General features: G+C 37.6%; 18 protein-coding genes and 5 tRNA genes. 21 read left to right on the top strand and 2 right to left on the bottom strand.

Going from position 1 to position 20,250, the window contains the following annotated elements:
• Positions 1 to 5 precede the first annotated feature (5 nt).
• The 3 genes from HQN86_RS12145 (at position 6) to HQN86_RS12135 (ending at position 2,137) form a co-directional block, all read left to right on the top strand.
• Complete coding sequence (locus tag HQN86_RS12145; protein ID WP_317171713.1) at positions 6 to 623, top strand: ComEA family DNA-binding protein; 618 nt, start codon at positions 6 to 8, stop codon at positions 621 to 623.
• 2 nt (positions 624 to 625) lie between these two features.
• Positions 626 to 1,153: an adenine phosphoribosyltransferase gene (locus tag HQN86_RS12140; RefSeq protein WP_172661233.1), complete on the top strand. Its 528-nt coding sequence runs from the start codon at positions 626 to 628 to the stop codon at positions 1,151 to 1,153.
• A gap of 246 nt (positions 1,154 to 1,399) precedes the next feature.
• The gene (locus HQN86_RS12135) at positions 1,400 to 2,137 is read left to right on the top strand and encodes a LuxR C-terminal-related transcriptional regulator (RefSeq protein WP_172661232.1); all 738 of its coding nucleotides are present in this window, start codon (positions 1,400 to 1,402) and stop codon (positions 2,135 to 2,137) included.
• On the opposite strand, the gene HQN86_RS12130 is transcribed toward HQN86_RS12135, so the two are convergent.
• Entirely contained in the window at positions 2,138 to 3,187 is a 1,050-nt protein-coding gene (locus HQN86_RS12130) for a P-loop NTPase family protein (RefSeq protein WP_172661231.1), read from the bottom strand.
• Between the two features lie 198 nt (positions 3,188 to 3,385).
• On the opposite strand from HQN86_RS12130, the gene HQN86_RS12125 reads away from it, so the two are divergent.
• A complete protein-coding gene (locus HQN86_RS12125) occupies positions 3,386 to 4,558 on the top strand; it encodes an acyl-CoA dehydrogenase family protein (RefSeq protein ID WP_172661230.1) in 1,173 nt (390 codons plus the stop codon).
• Positions 4,559 to 4,659: 101 nt separating this feature from the next.
• On the opposite strand, the gene HQN86_RS12120 is transcribed toward HQN86_RS12125, so the two are convergent.
• Positions 4,660 to 5,031, bottom strand: a complete 372-nt coding sequence (locus HQN86_RS12120) for a hypothetical protein (RefSeq protein ID WP_048907304.1) — start codon at positions 5,029 to 5,031, stop codon at positions 4,660 to 4,662.
• Positions 5,032 to 5,186: 155 nt separating this feature from the next.
• Between HQN86_RS12120 and rpsU the strand changes: the two genes are divergently transcribed.
• The 17 genes from rpsU to rpoC all read left to right on the top strand — a co-directional run bounded on the left by rpsU (position 5,187) and on the right by rpoC (position 20,171).
• Complete coding sequence (gene rpsU / locus HQN86_RS12115; RefSeq protein WP_008243148.1) at positions 5,187 to 5,381, top strand: 30S ribosomal protein S21; 195 nt, start codon at positions 5,187 to 5,189, stop codon at positions 5,379 to 5,381.
• 128 nt (positions 5,382 to 5,509) lie between these two features.
• Entirely contained in the window at positions 5,510 to 6,394 is an 885-nt protein-coding gene (locus tag HQN86_RS12110) for a tyrosine-type recombinase/integrase (RefSeq protein ID WP_172661229.1), read from the top strand.
• 16 nt (positions 6,395 to 6,410) lie between these two features.
• Positions 6,411 to 6,758: a ribosome hibernation-promoting factor, HPF/YfiA family gene (gene hpf, locus HQN86_RS12105; protein WP_048907302.1), complete on the top strand. Its 348-nt coding sequence runs from the start codon at positions 6,411 to 6,413 to the stop codon at positions 6,756 to 6,758.
• A gap of 209 nt (positions 6,759 to 6,967) precedes the next feature.
• Positions 6,968 to 7,040 (top strand) — tRNA-Thr (locus HQN86_RS12100).
• 8 nt (positions 7,041 to 7,048) lie between these two features.
• A tRNA-Tyr gene (locus tag HQN86_RS12095) sits at positions 7,049 to 7,131 on the top strand.
• A gap of 10 nt (positions 7,132 to 7,141) precedes the next feature.
• Positions 7,142 to 7,214 (top strand) — tRNA-Gly (locus HQN86_RS12090).
• Positions 7,215 to 7,301: 87 nt separating this feature from the next.
• Positions 7,302 to 7,373, top strand: a tRNA-Thr gene (locus HQN86_RS12085).
• A gap of 124 nt (positions 7,374 to 7,497) precedes the next feature.
• Positions 7,498 to 8,685: an elongation factor Tu gene (gene tuf / locus HQN86_RS12080; protein WP_048907301.1), complete on the top strand. Its 1,188-nt coding sequence runs from the start codon at positions 7,498 to 7,500 to the stop codon at positions 8,683 to 8,685.
• A gap of 117 nt (positions 8,686 to 8,802) precedes the next feature.
• Positions 8,803 to 8,873: transfer RNA gene (locus HQN86_RS12075), tRNA-Trp, on the top strand.
• A 13-nt stretch (positions 8,874 to 8,886) separates the two neighbouring features.
• A complete protein-coding gene (secE, locus tag HQN86_RS12070) occupies positions 8,887 to 9,084 on the top strand; it encodes a preprotein translocase subunit SecE (RefSeq protein ID WP_108206554.1) in 198 nt (65 codons plus the stop codon).
• A gap of 9 nt (positions 9,085 to 9,093) precedes the next feature.
• Entirely contained in the window at positions 9,094 to 9,636 is a 543-nt protein-coding gene (gene nusG / locus HQN86_RS12065; protein WP_048907300.1) for a transcription termination/antitermination protein NusG, read from the top strand.
• 71 nt (positions 9,637 to 9,707) lie between these two features.
• A complete protein-coding gene (gene rplK / locus HQN86_RS12060) occupies positions 9,708 to 10,151 on the top strand; it encodes a 50S ribosomal protein L11 (protein ID WP_008243137.1) in 444 nt (147 codons plus the stop codon).
• Positions 10,152 to 10,174: 23 nt separating this feature from the next.
• Positions 10,175 to 10,873: a 50S ribosomal protein L1 gene (gene rplA, locus HQN86_RS12055; protein ID WP_048907299.1), complete on the top strand. Its 699-nt coding sequence runs from the start codon at positions 10,175 to 10,177 to the stop codon at positions 10,871 to 10,873.
• Between the two features lie 2 nt (positions 10,874 to 10,875).
• Positions 10,876 to 11,397, top strand: a complete 522-nt coding sequence (rplJ, locus tag HQN86_RS12050) for a 50S ribosomal protein L10 (RefSeq protein WP_048907298.1) — start codon at positions 10,876 to 10,878, stop codon at positions 11,395 to 11,397.
• A gap of 62 nt (positions 11,398 to 11,459) precedes the next feature.
• The gene (rplL, locus tag HQN86_RS12045; protein WP_008243131.1) at positions 11,460 to 11,834 is read left to right on the top strand and encodes a 50S ribosomal protein L7/L12; all 375 of its coding nucleotides are present in this window, start codon (positions 11,460 to 11,462) and stop codon (positions 11,832 to 11,834) included.
• A 154-nt stretch (positions 11,835 to 11,988) separates the two neighbouring features.
• Positions 11,989 to 15,792: a DNA-directed RNA polymerase subunit beta gene (rpoB, locus tag HQN86_RS12040; RefSeq protein ID WP_172661228.1), complete on the top strand. Its 3,804-nt coding sequence runs from the start codon at positions 11,989 to 11,991 to the stop codon at positions 15,790 to 15,792.
• A gap of 92 nt (positions 15,793 to 15,884) precedes the next feature.
• Entirely contained in the window at positions 15,885 to 20,171 is a 4,287-nt protein-coding gene (rpoC, locus tag HQN86_RS12035; RefSeq protein ID WP_172661227.1) for a DNA-directed RNA polymerase subunit beta', read from the top strand.
• Positions 20,172 to 20,250: the final 79 nt, after the last annotated feature.

Here is a 20,250-nt window from a genome sequence, read left to right as displayed (position 1 = left end):
AAAGACTGGGCCTGTCTTTTAAGCAATCTGCAGCTATTTTAAAATATTTAGAGAAAGGAGGGAAGTTTAGAAATGTAGAAGATCTGAAGAAAATGTATACGATTACTGAGAAAATGTATGAAAGGTTATCTCCTTATGTACGAATTGAGGATAAGTATGCTGGAAATACTAAAGTGCCGGAGAAGAGTTTTAAGAATAATGTCAACAGCCCAGTTTCCAGCGCGCGCAAAATAATAGAAATGAATGGGGCAGATAGTGTGGCCCTTATTGAGATAAAAGGAATTGGGCCGGCTTTTGCCAGGAGGATAATAAAATACAGGGAACGTATTGGAGGTTTTTATAAAAAGGAGCCGCTGCTTGAAGTATTTGGACTGGACTCAGTAAAATACGAGGAGATCAGAAATCAGGTTACTGTGGATGATCAAAAATTGAAAAGAATTAACGTTAATGCTACAAGGTTAGAGGATTTTAAAGGACATCCATATATAAGGTATAAACAGGTAAATGCTATTATTGAATATAGAAAACAACACGGAAATTATAGTAATATTGCTGACTTAAATAAGGTTGCTATTTTAGACCCGGAAACGGTTGAGCGTTTGGCGCCTTACCTTACTTTTTAGTCATGATAGAATCAAGAATAAAACAAACTGTACGCGATGTACAAGACTTTCCAAAACCAGGAATCATTTTTAAAGATATAACTCCGATACTAAAGGATCCGGGCTTGTGCATGGATATTACAGCCGCGTTGGCTAAACAACTTTCGAATGTGGCCATTGATGTGGTTGCAGGTATAGAGAGCCGGGGCTTTTTGTTTGGCCCATCTTTGGCTCAGCTGTTAAATGTGCCTTTTATCCCTATTAGAAAGGCAGGGAAGTTGCCTTACAAAACGATGCAGGAATCATATGATCTGGAATATGGCAGTGCAACCATAGAGTGTCATCAGGATGCATTGCTTAAAGGACAAAGGGTTTTAATTCATGATGATCTACTGGCCACGGGGGGAACGGTTGTAGCGGCATCAAAACTTGTGATGCAAATGGAAGCAACGGTAGCCGCTTATTCTTTTATTATATCGTTGGATTTTTTAAATGGCAGGAAGAGATTGACCCCTTATGGAAGTGAGGTTTTTTCTTTAGCCTCTTACTAGTTCTCTTAAACGATTAAATTGCTGGCTTGATATAAACATAAGATCAGTAGAGAAATTGCAATTAATTTTAAAATTAGAATAGAAAAGCGAGGGGTAAGACTAGGCATAATTTTGCAGCTTTTTTTTGTATGCTGAAATGAGAGGTATTTTTTTTAAACTTGTTGCAAAATTAGCAGTGCTTTTAATTGAAATCAACTGAGTAAATACGCAGGTTTTAATGAAAGGATTTCTCAAAATTGATATAAAATGAAATCAAAAGGGAATTTTGGAGACTATTCAAGGAACTTTATTACAGATGTTCCTGCCGACTTAGAGAGCGAACAAGCATTGTTCTTTGAACAAACTATCCCCAGGTTTGCTGAAGAAGCCATTTATATCTATTCATTTAAAGAGAACAGAATGATTTTTGCCAGCGGATGGGAAGAGGTGGTTGGTTATAAAGATGATGAAATAAATATGCTGGCAATAGTAAATATGTCGGCCCCTGAATTTGCTCCCTTCTCACATGACCTTAATGATAAGGCCCTCAAATTTATTCATAACAAGTCAAAAGACCTGGAGAAGTATAGCTTTACTATAGAGCTTAAAAAGATACATAAAAACGGTCAGGAAGTTCCTATCTCTGCAAGGGTAGGTGTTTTTAGTTCTGAGAATGGTAAAATCGAATCTATTATCGGTCGTTTTCAAATTAACAGGAGTCTTATTTTTGGAAAAATAATGAGATATGCGGCTTATGGCCCTGATAAGGAAAAATTTGAAGAGGAATTAAACAAGATATTGTTTTACCATCTGGCTATATCCAATAAAGAGAAGGAGGCACTTTCGCTTGTGGCAAAAGGCTATTCCTTCAAAGAAATTGCCCATGAATTGGGTGTTTCGCACTCAGCAATTGAAAAAAGGATAATTCCACTGTACAAGCGCTTTGATGTTAAAAGTTTAACACACCTGGTAAGCTTTGCGTATGACAATAACATACTTCCTTAATTAAACTGCATCGAGGTTTACGGTTGTAATATTTGATTTCTCTACACCTATATTTTCTAATAATGTTTCCCAGCGTTCTTCAGCGTGCCTGTCTGGGTCATCATTACCCATAACCCAGATAATACTTTTTTCTTTGATAGCTTTTTTATTTAATTCGCCACAGTTTAAATTATTAAGTATCGTGTAGAATTGTTTTGCGCTTAAAATATCGTCTTGTACATTTCCGCCAGGATTAATATCGTCAATAACTAATAAAGAAGAGTTTCTCCACGACCAAGCCCCAGGCTTTGTAATCGGCGGGTTATCTTCATTCTCGAAAAATAAACAGAGTAGTTTTACGGCAGTAATGTAGCTGCAACTGTTATTTTTAATAGATGACTCCGTTGCAATTCCGACTGATAGCATTGTTTTGCCACTGCCTCTGGAGCCAAATAGCAACATATGTTTTCCTGGTTCATTGTGCTTGAGGAAGTCTAAAATCAATGCTTTGTTGTCTTCTTTTATTCGTTGGTTCCATTGACTTAGTCGTAACTGAAAAGGATAATCGGCATTTTGGATAAACATTTTTGTGGTGTACCAATAGTAGAAGGGGTAAATAACCAATAATACTAACACAATAAGACCAATTAACATACCTTTGTGAAACTCACAGATGAGACTTGCAGCAAGTGCGCCCATTCCAAAATAAACCAGATCTGTTAAAGTATCGAATGCAACATTTGTCCATGCTGGCTGAAATGTGTATTTGCCTGTTCCAAGAGCCTTACGTATTGATTCTGTTTTAAACAATAACGGCCATAGGAAATTAAAAAGTTCAAACAAAATCCAGCCAGCCCAAACACCAAATGCCGCCCACAATTCAGGCTGAGACATATTTGTCTTTGCTTTAAGTACATTATAAAGCAGTATTGTTGGAATAAAACCTAAAGAAAAGTGACCAAACTGGTTTGCCAGCCAGGAGTAAGTAAGCGTTACTCCTCTGTAAGAATCTTTGCCTATAAGGTCGTTCTTTAATTGAGCGACAAGAGCTTTTACGGTAATGGACTTCATGAGATGCTTTATTTAGATAGTTCTAAGGGGGTAAAGCTAAAAAAAAATAAAAAAAGTTTTTAGCGTATTTGACTTACTTAAAATAAGGAGGTAAGGTTAATGAACTAAATACCATTTCGTTCTATTATTCTGCAAATTTAAACTTGTGTTTCTGTTGTTTTATTTGTTTATAATTGTCGGGATTCAATCGATAAAATTATGTTAGAAACAATGGATAATTCTGTAGGCTATAACTTTAGCATCTCAGAAAATCAGGAAATGATAAGAAAGGTGGTACATGATTTTGCGGAGAAGAATATTCGTCCAAATGTAATGGAGTGGGATGAAGTGCAGCATTTTCCGATAGATGTTTTTAAAAAACTTGGCGAATTAGGTTTGATGGGAGTTCTTGTTCCTGAGGTTTATGGTGGATCTGGTTTGGGCTATCAGGAATATGTAGATGTGATTGTAGGGGTATCTAAAGTTTGCGGTTCAATAGGTCTTTCTTTAGCGGCTCATAATTCTTTATGTACTGGTCATATCCTGGCTTTTGCTAATGAGGAACAAAAAATGAGATGGTTGCCTAAATTAGCAACAGCAGAATGGATAGGAGCATGGGGCTTAACCGAAGCAAATACAGGATCTGATGCTTTGGGGATGATGACAGTTGCTACACTGGATGGAGATGAATATGTTATTAATGGCTCTAAAAACTGGATTACTCATGGTAAGACCGGAGATATTGCAGTTGTTATGGCCAGAACAGGTGAAAAAGGAGATTCTAATGGGGTTTCGGCTTTTGTTGTTGAAAGAGGAACGCCAGGGTTTGCAGCAGGCAAGAAGGAGAATAAATTAGGTATGAGAGCATCGGAGACAACTGAAATGATATTTGACAATTGCCGTGTTCCAAAAGAAAATCTTTTAGGGAATATAGGCGGAGGCTTTAAGCAGGCAATGAAAGTTTTAGATGGTGGACGAATCTCTATTGCAGCGCTGGCACTAGGTATTGCAAAAGGTGCTTATGAGGCAGCTGTTGCTTATGCTAAACAACGACATCAATTCGGGCAACCCATAGCAAGTTTTCAGGGCATTAGCTTTAAGCTGGCAGACATGGCTACTGAGATTGAGGCTGCGGAGCTGTTGATTAGACAGGCTGCCGATTTAAAGAATCGTGGTTTACCTATGACCAAAGAATCTGCTATGGCTAAATATTTTGCTTCGGAAGTTGCTGTAAGAACGGCAACAGAGGCAGTGCAGATTTTTGGAGGCTATGGTTATACAAAGGATTTTCCAGTAGAAAAATTCTATAGAGACAGTAAATTGTGTACTATTGGAGAAGGAACTTCAGAAATTCAGAAAATAGTTATTGCAAGAGAAGTTTTAAAACATTAGATTAGTGTAACAAAATAAAAGAGAATATTCTAACCAAATATAAAACCAATTAATCCGGCATATTTAAATATGCCGGATTTTTGTTTTTAAAGAGCTTACTTCTATTTTATGGATATGATACGGTCGACTACATAAGGGCTGTAACCTCTCCAGGGAAGTGTGCTGACATATTCCTTATAGTGTAATTCAAATGTTTTTCCACTGTTCATCATCATTTTTTCGGCGATGGCTTTGTCATCAACAGAGAACTCAAATTCATTTGATTGTATGGTGCCGGTTTGTTTGGATCGGAGCCCTGTTTGGATCAGTTTGCCTTCGTAGGTTTTAAATACGTAACCTTTTCTTACAACATAGTTCAGCTCACCAGCTTTAACACCATCGCCAAACACAAAATAATAACGGTAATAAATGAATCCTGACAGGATAACAATTATTATAGCAAGAGTAATAAACAGCGGCTTTTTAGATTTCATGATAGATTTGTTTTTATATTAAAAATAAGTATAAAAAGTGTACCACGTATTTTCAAATCCAATATTATTAATAAAATTAAACATAGTGTTTTGATTATCAAATGAAATACCTATCTTTGCAGTCCTAAAAACAACGAGAGGAGGTATTTTACGTTATGATCATTATTAATATTAAAGACGGTGAATCACTAGATAAAGCGTTAAAACGTTTCAAAAAGAAATTTGAAAAAACAGGAGTGTTAAGAGAATTACGTAGCCGCCAAGCTTACGAGAAAAAATCTGTAGCACGTCGTACATTAGTGAAACACGCTATTTATAAGCAAAATATGCAACTAGAAGGAACAATATAGTTCTTGTAGTTTAACATAATAATATTAAAAGCCATCAATTGTTTGATGGCTTTTTTTGTTCAAATAAAAAGGAATTGTTAAGATAATGTTTTGTATATTCACTCTATCGAGCAATACAAATAGTTTCTATGACTGTTGAACAATTTCTAACATATCTCCAGCACGAGAAGCGATATTCTCCACACACAGTCCAGTCCTACAGAACCGACCTGATTCAGTTTAGAGATTTTATGCTCCAAACATTTGAACTGTCACTTAATGAGGTGGCCTATATCCATGTAAGGAATTATATGGTTTGGCTGATGGAGGAAGGTGTTACCGAGAATTCTATAGGAAGGAAGCTATCTACCCTGCGCAGTTTTTATAAATACCTTGTTCGCGAGCAAATAGTTCAATCGAGCCCTATGGCTCTCGTAAAAGCTCCTAAAGCCCCTAAGCGCCTTCCTGTATTTGTGGACGACCAAAAGCTGGATCTGCTTCTTGATTCTGAAGAGTTTTTTGATGGAAGCTTTTCATCAGTAAGAGACCGGTTAGTTATCGAAGCATTATTTGGAACCGGTATGCGGCTTGCAGAATTGCTGACCTTGAAGGAATCTGACATTAACTTTTACGACTCAAATATCAGGGTTTTGGGAAAAAGAAATAAAGAGCGGATAGTTCCGATAAGCAAACCACTTGAGGATCAGCTAAGAACCTACATTGAATTAAAAACATTACAAAAATTTGATAACAAAACGGAAGGCTTATTCGTTACAGATAAAGGAGCGGATGCATATCCTAAATTAATATACCGAATAGTTCAGCGTTATTTAAGTTTCATTTCAACGCAGGATAAGAAGAGTCCACACGTGTTGCGCCATTCTTACGCCACCAGTTTGTTGAATAGGGGGGCAGACTTAAATGCAATAAAAGAATTGTTGGGGCATGCAAGCCTGGCCGCTACTCAGGTTTATACCCACAATTCAGTAGAAAGATTAAAATCAATATATAAACAAGCCCATCCAAAGGCATAAAAAAGAGGAGGAAAATATGAAAATTACAGTTCAATCGATCCATTTCAATGCAGACCAGAAGTTATTAGATTTCATTCAAAAGAAAGTAGATAAGCTAGATCAGTTTTTTGATCAGATTATCAGTGGCGAAGTTTATTTAAAATTAGAGAATGTAGATGATGAAGCCAATAAAATAAGTGAGATTAAATTGATCGTACCGGGCGGAACAATGTTCGCAAAGGAACAGTGTAAATCATTTGAAGAGGCCACAGATTTAGCAATTGAGTCGTTAAGGAAGCAAATTACCAAACATAAAGACAAGACGAGAATAAAATTAAGTGAACATAAGGCAATTTTAAACGCGAATGAAGTATCTGATTATTAGGTACATATTTTAGCGATATTTTAATATTGAATTGGCGGAGTAAGTTTCGCCAATTTTTTTTTGAAATAAATTTTGCGTCTATCATAAATTCTTGTAGATTTGCATTCCATTTCAGAGAGGGCGTTACCTCAACAACTAAAATGGAATGTTCTATGAAAGATTAATATTATAAGATTTGTTGCTTCGTTTGTAAGCAGCACATGATATAAGCCTCCTTAGCTCAGCTGGTAGAGCAACTGACTTGTAATCAGTAGGTCATTGGTTCGATCCCGATAGGAGGCTCTTTTTTTGGGGGGATACCAGAGTGGCCAAATGGGACAGACTGTAACTCTGTTGTCGCAAGACTTCGAAGGTTCGAATCCTTCTCCCCCCACAATAAAGAAGCGGAAGTAGCTCAGTTGGTAGAGCGATAGCCTTCCAAGCTATAGGTCGCGAGTTCGAACCTCGTCTTCCGCTCTTAAATGGAAAAAGGTGGGCAGTCGGCAGGGATTGTGAAAATTGATTCCGAAAGGAATAATAAGAATAAGCTGCTAGAGATTAAAAGCCGAAGTAGCTCAGCGGTAGAGCACTTCCTTGGTAAGGAAGAGGTCGTGGGTTCAAGTCCCATCTTTGGCTCAAAAAAATAAAAATAGGCTTTGTTGAATCTGTTTAAACGCAGGGTGAACAAGGTTTTTTGTATTGAATTGTATCAAAACAATAAATAAATAAAAAGTTATAACCTACTAATAAGTATAAAAACATGGCAAAAGAAAAGTTTGACCGCAGCAAGCCGCACTTAAACATCGGCACAATCGGTCACGTTGACCACGGTAAAACAACCTTAACAGCAGCTATCACTAAAGTGTTATCTGATGCTGGTTTATCTGAGGCGCGTTCATTTGATTCAATTGACTCAGCTCCTGAGGAAAAAGAAAGAGGTATCACCATTAATACAGCACACGTTGAGTATTCAACTGCTAACCGTCACTATGCACACGTTGACTGTCCAGGTCACGCGGATTATGTGAAAAACATGGTTACTGGTGCTGCACAAATGGATGGAGCTATCATTGTTGTAGCTGCTACAGATGGTCCGATGCCACAAACTCGTGAGCACATTCTATTGGCTCGTCAGGTAGGTGTTCCTTCGTTGGTAGTATTCATGAATAAAGTGGATATGGTTGACGATCCTGAGTTATTAGAATTAGTAGAAATGGAAGTTCGTGAATTGTTATCATTCTATGAATTCCCTGGTGATGATATTCCTGTTATTCAAGGTTCAGCTCTTGGTGGTTTGAACGGAGATCCGAAATGGGTAGCTAAAATCATGGAATTAATGGATGCTGTTGATAGCTACATTCCAATTCCTCCACGTTTAACTGATCTTCCATTCTTAATGCCTGTTGAGGACGTATTCTCGATCACTGGTCGTGGTACTGTTGCGACTGGTCGTATTGAGCGTGGTGTAATCAACTCTGGAGATCCAGTTGAGATCTTGGGTATGGGTGCAGAAAATCTTAAATCAACTGTAACAGGTGTTGAGATGTTCCGTAAGATCCTTGATTATGGTGAAGCAGGTGATAACGTAGGTTTATTGTTACGTGGTATTGAGAAAACTGATATCCGTCGTGGTATGGTTATCTGCAAACCAGGTTCAGTAACTCCTCACACAGATTTCAAAGCTGAGATCTATGTGTTATCAAAAGCAGAAGGTGGACGTCACACTCCATTCTTTAACAAATACCGTCCACAATTCTATTTCCGTACTACAGACGTTACTGGTGAGATTACACTAGCTGAAGGAACTGAAATGGTTATGCCAGGTGACAACGTTACTATCAATGTTAAATTGATCAACGCAATCGCAATGGAAAAAGGTCTACGTTTCGCTATCCGTGAGGGTGGTAGAACAGTAGGTGCTGGTCAGGTAACTGAAATTGTAAAATAGTTCTTAGGTATCCAAAAGATACCGGACAAATTTATAAAGCAAAGTACTTGGGCTTTAACAGCCTGAGTACTTTGTTCTAATAGCAAAACGATTCGCTTGGAAGAGCGAAAATTATACACGGGAATAGTTCAACGGTAGAATAGAGGTCTCCAAAACCTTTGATCAGGGTTCGAATCCTTGTTCCCGTGCAAAAAATTAATTATGGCTAAAGTAGTTCAATTTGTTAAAGAATCATATGAAGAAATGACCCAGAAGGTTACCTGGCCTACATGGGGAGAATTGCAAAATTCTGCAGTGTTGGTTTTGGTAGCGTCGCTTATTATTGCATGTGTTATTTTTGCAATGGATAAGGGTTCTACATTCGTTTTGGATACTTTTTATAAATCACTTTCTAATTAATATAGCTAAATGAACGATCAGTTGAAATGGTATGTAGTTAGGGCCGTTAGTGGAAAAGAGAAGAAAGTAAAACAGTATATTGATTCTGAAATTAGCCGTTTAGGGTTTTCACATTTGGTTCCTCAGGTTTTAATACCGATGGAGAAATATTACCAAATGAAAGACGGGAAAAAAATTGCAAAAGAGCGCAACTTTTATCCTGGCTATGTTTTAATTGAAGCTATTTTAGATGGTGAGTTAGAACATATTATTAAGAATGTTAATAGCGTTATTGGTTTCTTAGGAGATAAGGGCGGAAATCCTGTTCCTATGCGCCAAGCGGAAGTTAACCGTATTTTAGGCAAAGTTGATGAGATGAGCCAACAAAGCGAGATCATGAACGTTGCTTATTATGTTGGAGAGAACGTTAAAGTAATGGATGGACCGTTTAACGGTTTTACCGGCGTTATTGAAGAGGTTAACGAAGAGAAAAAGAAATTAAAGGTTATGGTTAAGATCTTCGGAAGAAAAACTCCGTTAGAACTTAACTATATGCAAGTAGAAAAGGAATAGAATAAAGATCTTAATTGTTACATGCTTCCAACATTTTAACATTGAGTATTACAAATTAACAAAAACAGAAAATGGCAAAAGAAGTCAGTGCACTTGTTAAATTACAGATCAAGGGTGGAGCTGCAAATCCATCGCCACCAGTAGGACCTGCTTTAGGTGCTAAGGGGGTGAACATAATGGAGTTTTGCAAACAATTCAATGCTCGTACCCAAGATAAGCCTGGTAAAGTATTACCTGTTGTAATTACTGTTTATGCTGACAAGTCTTTCGAATTCATCATCAAAACCCCTCCGGTTGCTATCCAGTTAAAGGATGCTACTAAATTACAGAGTGGTTCTGCTGAGCCCAACCGTAAAAAAGTTGGTTCGGTGACTTGGGATCAGGTTAAGTCAATTGCTGAAGATAAAATGACTGATTTAAATGCTTTCACTATCGAATCGGCAATGAGTATGGTTGCCGGTACAGCACGCAGTATGGGAATCACCGTTAGCGGTGATGCGCCTTGGACAAATTAATTAACAAATAACAGTTTACAACAGTGGCTAAATTAACAAAAAATCAAAAAAAGGCACATGCTAAACTAGAATCTGGTAAAACGTATTCTTTAAAGGATGCGGCTGCTTTGGTTAAAGAAATAACTACTACTAAATTTGATGCATCGGTTGATATCGATGTTAGTTTAGGTGTAGATCCACGTAAAGCCAATCAAATGGTACGTGGTATTGCAACTTTACCACATGGTACAGGTAAAACTGTACGTGTTTTAGTTCTTTGTACTCCTGATAAGGAAGAAGAGGCTAAAGCGGCTGGCGCAGATTTTGTAGGTTTAGACGAATATGTAGCCAAGATTGAAGGTGGATGGACTGATGTTGACATTATTATCACTACTCCTGCTTGTATGGCAAAAGTAGGTAAACTGGGCCGCGTTTTAGGTCCACGTAACCTTATGCCAAACCCTAAATCAGGTACTGTAACTAACGAAGTTGGTAAAGCAGTAACTGATGTAAAAGGCGGTAAGATTGATTTTAAAGTTGACAAAAGTGGTATTATACACGCTTCAGTAGGAAAAGTATCATTCCCAGCAGATAAAATATATGAAAATGCTTTAGAAGTTCTTCAAGTAATTTCTAAGCTAAAACCATCTGCTGCAAAAGGAACTTATTTTAAGAGCATACATGTTTCTTCAACTATGAGTCCTGGAATTGCAATCGAAACTAAATCAGTAGCGGGGATCTAATTATGAACAGAGAAGAAAAACACGAAGTCGTTTCGGCTCTTCAAGTGAAGATGCAGGAATTCGGTAATTTTTATATTGCCGATACATCAAGCTTATCTGTTGAGAAAGTAAACAGTATCCGTCGCAAATGTTTCGAAAGTGGGATTGAAATGCAGGTTGCTAAAAATACTTTAATCAGAAAAGCGATTGAAGGATTAGAAGGCGATGCATCAGAGATCTTTGTTGCGCTTAAAGGCCAATCAGCATTATTATTCTCAACAGTAGGTAATGGTCCAGCTAAGCTGATCAAAGCCTTGAGAAAAGGGTCTGATAAACCTCAGCTTAAAGCTGCATATATCGATTCAACGGTATTTATTGGTGACAACCAATTAGATACTTTAGTAAGCTTGAAATCAAGAGAAGAGCTTATTGGAGATATCATTGGATTATTACAATCACCAGCTAAAAACGTTATTTCGGCTTTACAGTCTGGCGGTAACAAAATTGCAGGAATTGTTAAAACTCTTCAAGAAAGAGAAGGTTAAGGACACCTTAAAAGTTCATATTAAACAAATTATTTTTACGTAAATTTTTAAAATCTATAAAAATGGCAGATTTAAAAGCGTTTGCTGAGCAATTGGTAAACTTAACAGTTAAAGAAGTTAACGAATTAGCTCAAATCTTAAAAGACGAGTATGGTATTGAACCAGCTGCTGCTGCAGTTGCTGTTGCAGGACCTGCTGGTGATGCTGCTCCTGCGGCTGAAGAAAAATCAACTTTCGATGTAATCTTGAAAGAAGCCGGTGGTCAGAAATTAGCAGTTGTTAAATTGGTAAAAGACTTAACTGGTTTAGGTTTGAAAGAAGCTAAAGACTTAGTTGATGGTGCACCTAAAGAATTAAAAGCTGGTGTTGCTAAAGACGAAGCAGAAGCTTTGAAAAAACAATTAGAAGAAGCTGGAGCTGTAGTTGAAATTAAGTAATCACTTAATTTTAATATAACTTTAACCATAGACTCCGACTGTATAGTCGGAGTCTATACCTGTTTATAAACATTTCATCTTGTTTGGTTGGTGGAATTGTTTAACGGCTAACCAAACAAATAGTTTATTCTTAAAGTAAATTAACTTTAGTCCATTGGCAAATAAAGTCGACCAAAGAGTAAATTTTGCACGTAGTAAGCATATCATAGATTACCCAGATTTTCTAGATGTGCAGTTGCAATCATTCAGAGAATTTTTTCAGATCGAGACAACTTCAGATAACCGTCACACTGAGGGTTTATTTAAGGTGTTTGCTGAAAACTTCCCAATCACCGATTCAAGAAACATCTTTGTTCTTGAGTTCCTTGATTATTTTATTGACCCACCACGTTATGATATACCTGAGTGTATTGACCGTGGGTTAACTTATAGTGTTCCATTAAAGGCAAAGCTTAAGCTTTCTTGTAATGATGCTGAACACGAAGATTTTGAAACGATCATTCAAGATGTATATTTAGGAACCATACCTTATATGACTCCTAAAGGTACTTTTGTGATTAACGGCGCAGAGCGTGTAATTGTTTCTCAGTTACACAGGTCTCCGGGTGTGTTCTTCGGTCAAAGCCGTCACACTAACGGAACTAAGCTTTATTCTGCCCGTGTAATTCCTTTCAAAGGATCTTGGATTGAGTTTGCTACCGACGTAAATAACGTCATGTATGCATACATCGATCGTAAGAAAAAGTTCCCGGTTACCACCTTATTGCGTGCCATTGGTTACGATTCTGATAAAGATATCCTTGAATTGTTTGACTTAGCTGATGAGGTTAAGGTTAGCAAATCGGGATTGAAGAAATATATCGGTCGTAAGCTTGCTGCAAGAGTATTAAGAAAATGGGTTGAAGATTTTGTTGATGAAGATACTGGTGAGGTAGTTTCTATAGATCGTAATGAAGTGATCTTAGACAGGGATACTGTTTTAGAAGATGACCATATTGATATGATCATTGATGCTGGTGTTAAAACTATTATCTTATCTAAAGATGATGGTGCAAGCCAGGCTGATTATACCATTATATATAATACATTACAAAAGGATACTTCTAACTCTGAAAAAGAGGCTGTTGAAAACATCTATCGTGCTTTGCGTAATGCAGAACCACCTGATGAGGAAACTGCAAGAGGTATTATCGAGCGTTTGTTCTTCTCGGATAAACGTTATGATCTAGGTGATGTAGGTAGGTACCGTATCAACCGTAAGTTGAAAATGGATACTCCTGATCACGTAAAGGTTTTGACAAAAGCTGATATTATTGCTATTGTTAAATATCTGATCAAGTTGATCAACTCTAAAGAAGAAGTAGATGATATTGATCACTTGTCGAATCGTCGTGTTCGTACAGTAGGTGAGCAATTATACGCTCAATTTGGTGTTGGTTTAGCACGTATGGCGCGTACTATTCGTGAGCGTATGAACATTCGTGATAACGAGGTATTTACTCCAACAGACTTAATTAATGCCCGTACGTTATCGTCGGTTATTAACTCTTTCTTTGGTACTAACCAGTTGTCTCAGTTCATGGACCAGACAAATCCTTTGGCAGAGATTACGCACAAGCGTCGTTTGTCAGCCTTAGGCCCAGGTGGTCTTTCACGTGAGCGTGCTGGTTTCGAGGTGCGTGACGTTCACTATACTCACTACGGTCGTTTATGTACAATTGAAACTCCAGAGGGACCAAACATCGGTTTGATCTCGTCTCTTTGTGTGCATGCGAAAATAAACAACTTAGGTTTTATTGAAACCCCTTATAAAAAAGTAGATAATGGTGTTGTGTCTGTTGATGAACCGGTTATTTACCTTTCTGCTGAGGATGAAGATGGTAAAACAATTGCACAAGCAAATGCTGAGTATGACGATAAAGGTAATTTCACTACTCCTCGTGTAAAAGCACGTTATGAGGGTGACTTCCCGATTATTGAGCCTGAGAAATTAGACTTAATGGACGTGGCACCTAATCAGATTACTTCAATCGCTGCTTCTTTAATTCCTTTCCTTGAGCATGATGATGCGAACAGGGCATTGATGGGATCAAACATGCAACGTCAGGCTGTACCTTTGTTACGTCCTGAGGCTCCAATTGTCGGTACAGGTTTAGAAGGTCGCGTAGCCCGCGATTCAAGAACTTTGATCAATGCTGAAGGTGATGGTGTTGTTGAATATGTTGATGCAAATGAGATCACTATTAAATATGTAAGAAACGATGGAGATCGTTTAGTATCGTTTGAAGGTGATAGCAAAACTTATAAATTAATCAAATTCAAGAAAACCAACCAGAATACTTGTATCAACTTGAAACCAATCGTTAAGAAAGGTCAGAAAGTTGTTAAAGGACAAGTGCTTTGTGAAGGTTATGCTACTGAAAATGGTGAGTTGGCATTAGGAAGAAACTTAAAAGTTGCTTTCATGCCTTGGCAAGGATATAACTTTGAGGATGCGATCGTAATTAACGAGCGTATTGTTCGTGAAGATATCTTTACTTCATTACACATTGAAGAGTTTGAATTGGAAGTACGTGATACGAAACGCGGGGAAGAGGAATTAACACCAGATATCCCTAACGTTTCTGAAGAAGCTACTAAAGATTTAGATGAGAACGGTATTATCCGTATCGGTGCTGAAGTTAAAGAAGGCGATATCCTTATCGGTAAAATTACTCCGAAAGGAGAATCTGATCCTTCACCGGAAGAGAAATTACTGCGTGCGATATTTGGAGATAAAGCTGGTGATGTTAAAGATGCATCATTAAAAACTCCTCCATCTATTAAAGGTGTTGTAATTGATACTAAGTTATTCTCTAGAGCTAAGAAAACTACTAAAGCTGAGGAAAAATCAGCAATAGAAAAATTAGACAAGAGATATGAACTTGCCACTACAAATCTAAAAAATGAGCTTGTAGATAAATTATTCCAGATTGTAAACGGTAAGACATCTCAAGGTGTGTACAATGTTTATAAGGAATTGTTATTCCCTAAAGGAGCTAAGTTTACTCAAAAGAGTTTAGCCGATTTAGAATATGCGCACATTAATCCATACAAATGGACTACTGATGATGACAAGAATGAGCAGATCAAATTGTTATTGCACAACTATGGTATTCGTGTAAACGAAGAACTTGGTGCTTACAAACGTGATAAATTTGCGATTAGTGTGGGTGATGAGTTGCCATCAGGTATTGTTCAAATGGCTAAGGTTTATGTAGCTAAAAAGCGTAAGTTAAAAGTAGGTGATAAGATGGCTGGTCGTCACGGTAATAAGGGTATTGTAGCTCGTATTGTACGTGATGAAGATATGCCATTCTTAGAAGATGGAACTCCTGTTGATATCGTGTTGAACCCACTTGGTGTACCTTCACGTATGAACCTTGGTCAGATCTATGAAACTGTATTGGCATGGGCCGGTAAAGAATTGGGTGTTAAATTTGCTACTCCAATTTTTGATGGTGCTAAGCACAATGAGGTTGAAGACTGGATCGCAAAGGCTGGATTACCTGCTTCTGGAAGAACCTACTTAAATAACGGTTTAACAGGTGAGAAATTTGATCAACCAACAACTGTAGGTATTATCTACATGTTGAAATTAGGACACATGGTTGATGATAAGATGCACGCTCGTTCTATCGGACCATACTCACTAATTACACAACAACCATTGGGTGGTAAAGCTCAATTTGGTGGTCAGCGTTTTGGTGAGATGGAGGTTTGGGCACTGGAAGCGTTTGGTGCTGCCAACATTCTACAAGAGATATTAACCGTTAAATCGGATGATGTTATCGGTAGAGCTAAAACTTACGAAGCGATTGTAAAAGGCGAAAACCTTCCTACACCGGGTGTACCAGAATCGTTCAACGTATTGGTGCATGAGTTACGTGGATTAGGTTTAGATATTACGTTAGACTAAGTATATAGTATTAAGTAGTTAGTAATTAGATAGGCTAAGCGCCTGTTTCTAAATACTAACTACTAAGTACTAGTTACTAAAACAAAAGAGCTATGTCTTACAAAAAGGATAATAAATTAAAAAGCAATTTCACATCGATCACCATTAGTTTGGCATCGCCTGAGGCTATTTTAGAGCGCTCAAGTGGTGAGGTGTTGAAACCTGAGACCATCAATTATCGTACTTACAAACCTGAACGTGATGGTTTGTTTTGCGAGCGTATTTTTGGTCCTGTGAAAGATTACGAATGTCATTGCGGTAAATACAAGCGTATCCGTTATAAAGGTATTGTTTGTGACCGTTGTGGTGTTGAGGTAACTGAAAAGAAAGTACGTAGAGAGCGTATGGGACATATCAACCTGGTGGTTCCTGTTGCGCATATCTGGTATTTCCGCTCACTGCCAAATAAAATCGGTTACTTATTAGGTTTGCCTACTAAAAGATTAGATCTGATCATTTACTACGAGCGTTATGTAGTAATTCAACCAGGTTTAATGGCTGAGGAAGGTATTCAGTATATGGATTTCCTTACTGAGGAAGAATATTTAGATATTCTTGATAAATTACCTAAAGAGAACCAATACCTGGATGATAAAGATCCTAATAAATTCGTAGCCAAAATGGGTGCTGAAGCATTAGAGGATTTATTAAAACGTATTGATTTAGATACATTATCATATAACTTACGTCACCAGGCTGCTAATGAAACTTCTCAACAACGTAAAAACGAAGCATTAAAACGTTTACAGGTTGTTGAAGCATTCCGTGGCTCAAGATCACGTATTGAGAATAATCCAGAGTGGATGATCATTAAGATCGTTCCGGTTATTCCACCAGAATTGCGTCCATTAGTACCTCTTGAAGGCGGTCGTTTCGCGACTTCTGATTTAAATGATCTTTATCGTCGTGTTATTATCCGTAACAATCGTTTGAAACGTTTGATCGAGATCAAAGCTCCGGAAGTAATTTTACGTAACGAAAAGCGTATGTTACAGGAAGCTGTTGATTCGTTATTTGATAACTCACGTAAGGTAAACGCTGTAAAAACTGAAGGTAATCGTGCTTTAAAATCTCTTTCAGATATCCTGAAAGGTAAACAAGGTCGTTTCCGTCAGAACTTATTAGGTAAACGTGTGGATTATTCTGCTCGTTCTGTAATTGTTGTAGGGCCTAACCTTAAATTACATGAATGTGGTTTACCTAAAGATATGGCTGCCGAGCTATTCAAACCATTTATCATCCGTAAGATGATAGAAAGAGGTATCGTTAAAACAGTAAAATCTGCTAAGAAAATTGTAGACAGAAAAGATCCACTAGTTTGGGATATTCTTGAAAATGTTTTAAAAGGACACCCTGTATTACTGAATCGTGCGCCTACATTGCACAGATTGGGTATACAATCTTTCCAACCTAAATTGGTTGAAGGTAAAGCAATTCAATTACACCCGTTAGTTTGTACCGCATTTAACGCGGATTTTGACGGTGACCAGATGGCAGTACACTTACCATTAGGGCACGCTGCAATATTAGAAGCACAAGTATTAATGCTTGCTGCACACAACATTCTAAACCCTGCAAACGGTACTCCTATTACTGTACCTTCACAGGATATGGTTTTGGGTCTTTATTATATTACTAAAGGCCGTAGAACTGATGCAGGACGTGTAGTTAAAGGACAAGATTCTATATTCTATTCTCCTGAAGAGGTAATCATTGCTTACAATGAGAAACAAATTGATCTTCACGCATTTATTAAAGTTAAAGTAAATGTTAAAATTGAGGACGGATCTATTGTTAATAAATTGACAGAAACAACGGTTGGACGCGTACTATTTAATCAAATGGTTCCTGAAGAAGTTGGTTATATCAATGAATTGTTAACTAAAAAATCTTTAAGAGACATTATTGGTGAGGTAGTAAAAATCACTGGTATGGCTCGTGCATCAAGATTCCTTGATGATATTAAAGAATTAGGTTTCCAAATGGCATTCAGAGGAGGTTTATCGTTTAACTTACAAGACGTAAACATTCCTGTTGAAAAACATACTTTATTAGAGCAAGCTTCTGCAGAAGTTGAAGAGGTAAGGAATAACTATAACATGGGATTCATTACCAACAACGAGCGTTACAATCAAATTATCGATATCTGGACTCGTATCAATAACCGTTTGACATCATTCGTGATGAACCAGTTATCGAACGATAACCAAGGATTTAACTCTGTATACATGATGTTGGATTCTGGTGCCCGTGGTTCGAAAGAACAGATTCGCCAGTTGTGCGGTATGCGTGGTTTGATGGCAAAACCTCAAAAATCAGGTTCTGGTGGTGAGATTATCGAAAACCCGATCTTATCTAACTTTAAAGAAGGATTATCGGTACTAGAATACTTTATCTCTACTCACGGTGCTCGTAAAGGTTTGGCGGATACGGCGTTAAAAACTGCCGATGCTGGTTACTTGACACGTCGTTTACATGATGTGGCACAGGATATGATCGTTAATTCTGAGGATTGCGGTACATTGAGAGGTATGTATACCACTGCATTGAAAGACAATGAAGATATCGTTGAGCCATTATATGACAGAATTTTAGGACGTATCTCGCTGCATGATGTATTCAATCCATTGGATGGAGCACTATTAGTGGGAGCCGGAGAGGATATTGACGAAGAGATTGCTAAAACAATCGAAGAGTCTCCACTTGAAGGTATTGAAATACGTTCTGTATTAACCTGCGAAAATCAAAGAGGTGTTTGTGCCCTTTGTTATGGACGTAATTTAGCAACTGGTAAACGTGTTCAAAAAGGTGAAGCTGTGGGTGTAATTGCTGCACAGTCAATCGGTGAGCCGGGTACGCAGTTAACACTACGTACATTCCACGTGGGTGGTACTGCATCGAACATTGCTGCTGAATCTCAGATTATGGCGAAGTTTGATGGTATTATCGAATTTGAAAACGTTCGTACAGTTGAGAATGATACTGAAGATGGAGTAAAACAAATTGTTTTAGGCCGTTCAGGTGAGTTCAAAATTGTTGAACCGGAAACGAATAAGATTATCATGACCAGTAACATTCCTTACGGTGCATTCTTGTACGTAGAGGATGGAGCTAAAATTACTAAAGGTGACAGGATTTGTTCGTGGGATCCATATAATGCTGTAATTATCTCGGAATTTGCCGGTAAAATCGAATTTGATGCAATTATCGAAGGTGTAACCTTCCGTGAAGAGTCAGATGAGCAAACTGGTCACAGAGAAAAAGTAATTATTGACACACGTGATAAAACTAAAAACCCTTCTGTAAGAGTTGTTGATAAAAAAGGTGAACTAATCAGAGGATATAACATTCCTGTAGGTGCTCACATTGCAATTGATGAAGGTGATGCTGTTAAAACAGGTCAGATCTTAGTTAAAATACCTCGTGCTACTGGAAAAACAAGGGATATTACGGGTGGTTTACCGCGTGTAACTGAGTTATTCGAAGCACGTAATCCATCTAACCCTGCTGTAGTAACAGAAATTGATGGTGTGGTAACTTTAGGTGGTGTGAAACGTGGTAATCGTGAGATGACTATTGAATCTAAAGACGGTGAGATTAAAAAATACCTTGTTCCATTGTCTAAACACATCCTTGTACAGGATAATGACTTTGTGAAAGCTGGTATGCCATTATCTGATGGTTCTATCTCGCCTGCTGATATCCTTGCAATTAAAGGCCCTGCGGCTGTACAAGAATATCTTGTTAATGGTATCCAAGAGGTTTACCGTTTACAAGGTGTGAAAATCAATGATAAACACTTTGAGGTTATTGTACACCAAATGATGCAGAAAGTACATATCGAAGATCCGGGTGATACCAGTTTCCTAGAGAATAACTCTGTAGATCGTTGGGACTTTATGATCGAGAATGATGAGATCTATGACAAAAAAGTTGTAGTAGAAGCTGGTGATTCAAACACAGTTAAACCTGGTCAGATTCTTTCTTTACGTAAATTAAGAGACGAAAATTCTCAATTGAAACGTAAGGATTTGAAACAAATTGAAGTTCGTGATGCAAGACCTGCAACTGCGAGTTCAGTGCTGCAAGGTATAACACGTGCATCATTAGGTACGAAATCATTTATCTCTGCAGCATCATTCCAGGAAACAACAAAAGTATTGAACGAAGCAGCTATTGCTGGTAAACGTGACAGTATGCTTGGACTAAAAGAAAACGTAATTGTTGGACACTTAATCCCTTCAGGTACTGGTGTACGTGGATATGAGCGTATCATTGTTGGTTCTCAGGAAGAATACGATAAATTGTTAGCTTCTAAACAAGAAGAAATAGAGGCTTAATTTTTAAATACATTTTTCTACAAGTCCCCCTTCTTTAAAAGTTGGGGGACTTTTTTTATACTATAAAAAATATCTAAGT

The organism is Pedobacter panaciterrae (assembly GCF_013204795.1).
GTDB lineage: Bacteria > Bacteroidota > Bacteroidia > Sphingobacteriales > Sphingobacteriaceae > Pedobacter > Pedobacter panaciterrae.
Note: the sequence above shows the minus strand (reverse complement) of the source record. Positions and strands in the feature narration are given on the sequence as shown.

What these genes read in the sequence shown, in the direction of transcription:
- HQN86_RS12140 (WP_172661233.1), top strand. Translation starts at nt 626, where the DNA reads ATGATAGAATCAAGAATAAAACAAACTGTACGCGATGTACAAGACTTT.
- HQN86_RS12135 (WP_172661232.1), top strand. Translation starts at nt 1,400, where the DNA reads ATGAAATCAAAAGGGAATTTTGGAGACTATTCAAGGAACTTTATTACA.
- HQN86_RS12130 (WP_172661231.1), bottom strand. Translation starts at nt 3,187, where the DNA reads ATGAAGTCCATTACCGTAAAAGCTCTTGTCGCTCAATTAAAGAACGAC.
- HQN86_RS12125 (WP_172661230.1), top strand. Translation starts at nt 3,386, where the DNA reads ATGTTAGAAACAATGGATAATTCTGTAGGCTATAACTTTAGCATCTCA.
- HQN86_RS12120 (WP_048907304.1), bottom strand. Translation starts at nt 5,031, where the DNA reads ATGAAATCTAAAAAGCCGCTGTTTATTACTCTTGCTATAATAATTGTT.
- rpsU (WP_008243148.1), top strand. Translation starts at nt 5,187, where the DNA reads ATGATCATTATTAATATTAAAGACGGTGAATCACTAGATAAAGCGTTA.
- HQN86_RS12110 (WP_172661229.1), top strand. Translation starts at nt 5,510, where the DNA reads ATGACTGTTGAACAATTTCTAACATATCTCCAGCACGAGAAGCGATAT.
- hpf (WP_048907302.1), top strand. Translation starts at nt 6,411, where the DNA reads ATGAAAATTACAGTTCAATCGATCCATTTCAATGCAGACCAGAAGTTA.
- tuf (WP_048907301.1), top strand. Translation starts at nt 7,498, where the DNA reads ATGGCAAAAGAAAAGTTTGACCGCAGCAAGCCGCACTTAAACATCGGC.
- secE (WP_108206554.1), top strand. Translation starts at nt 8,887, where the DNA reads ATGGCTAAAGTAGTTCAATTTGTTAAAGAATCATATGAAGAAATGACC.
- nusG (WP_048907300.1), top strand. Translation starts at nt 9,094, where the DNA reads ATGAACGATCAGTTGAAATGGTATGTAGTTAGGGCCGTTAGTGGAAAA.
- rplK (WP_008243137.1), top strand. Translation starts at nt 9,708, where the DNA reads ATGGCAAAAGAAGTCAGTGCACTTGTTAAATTACAGATCAAGGGTGGA.
- rplJ (WP_048907298.1), top strand. Translation starts at nt 10,876, where the DNA reads ATGAACAGAGAAGAAAAACACGAAGTCGTTTCGGCTCTTCAAGTGAAG.
- rplL (WP_008243131.1), top strand. Translation starts at nt 11,460, where the DNA reads ATGGCAGATTTAAAAGCGTTTGCTGAGCAATTGGTAAACTTAACAGTT.
- rpoC (WP_172661227.1), top strand. Translation starts at nt 15,885, where the DNA reads ATGTCTTACAAAAAGGATAATAAATTAAAAAGCAATTTCACATCGATC.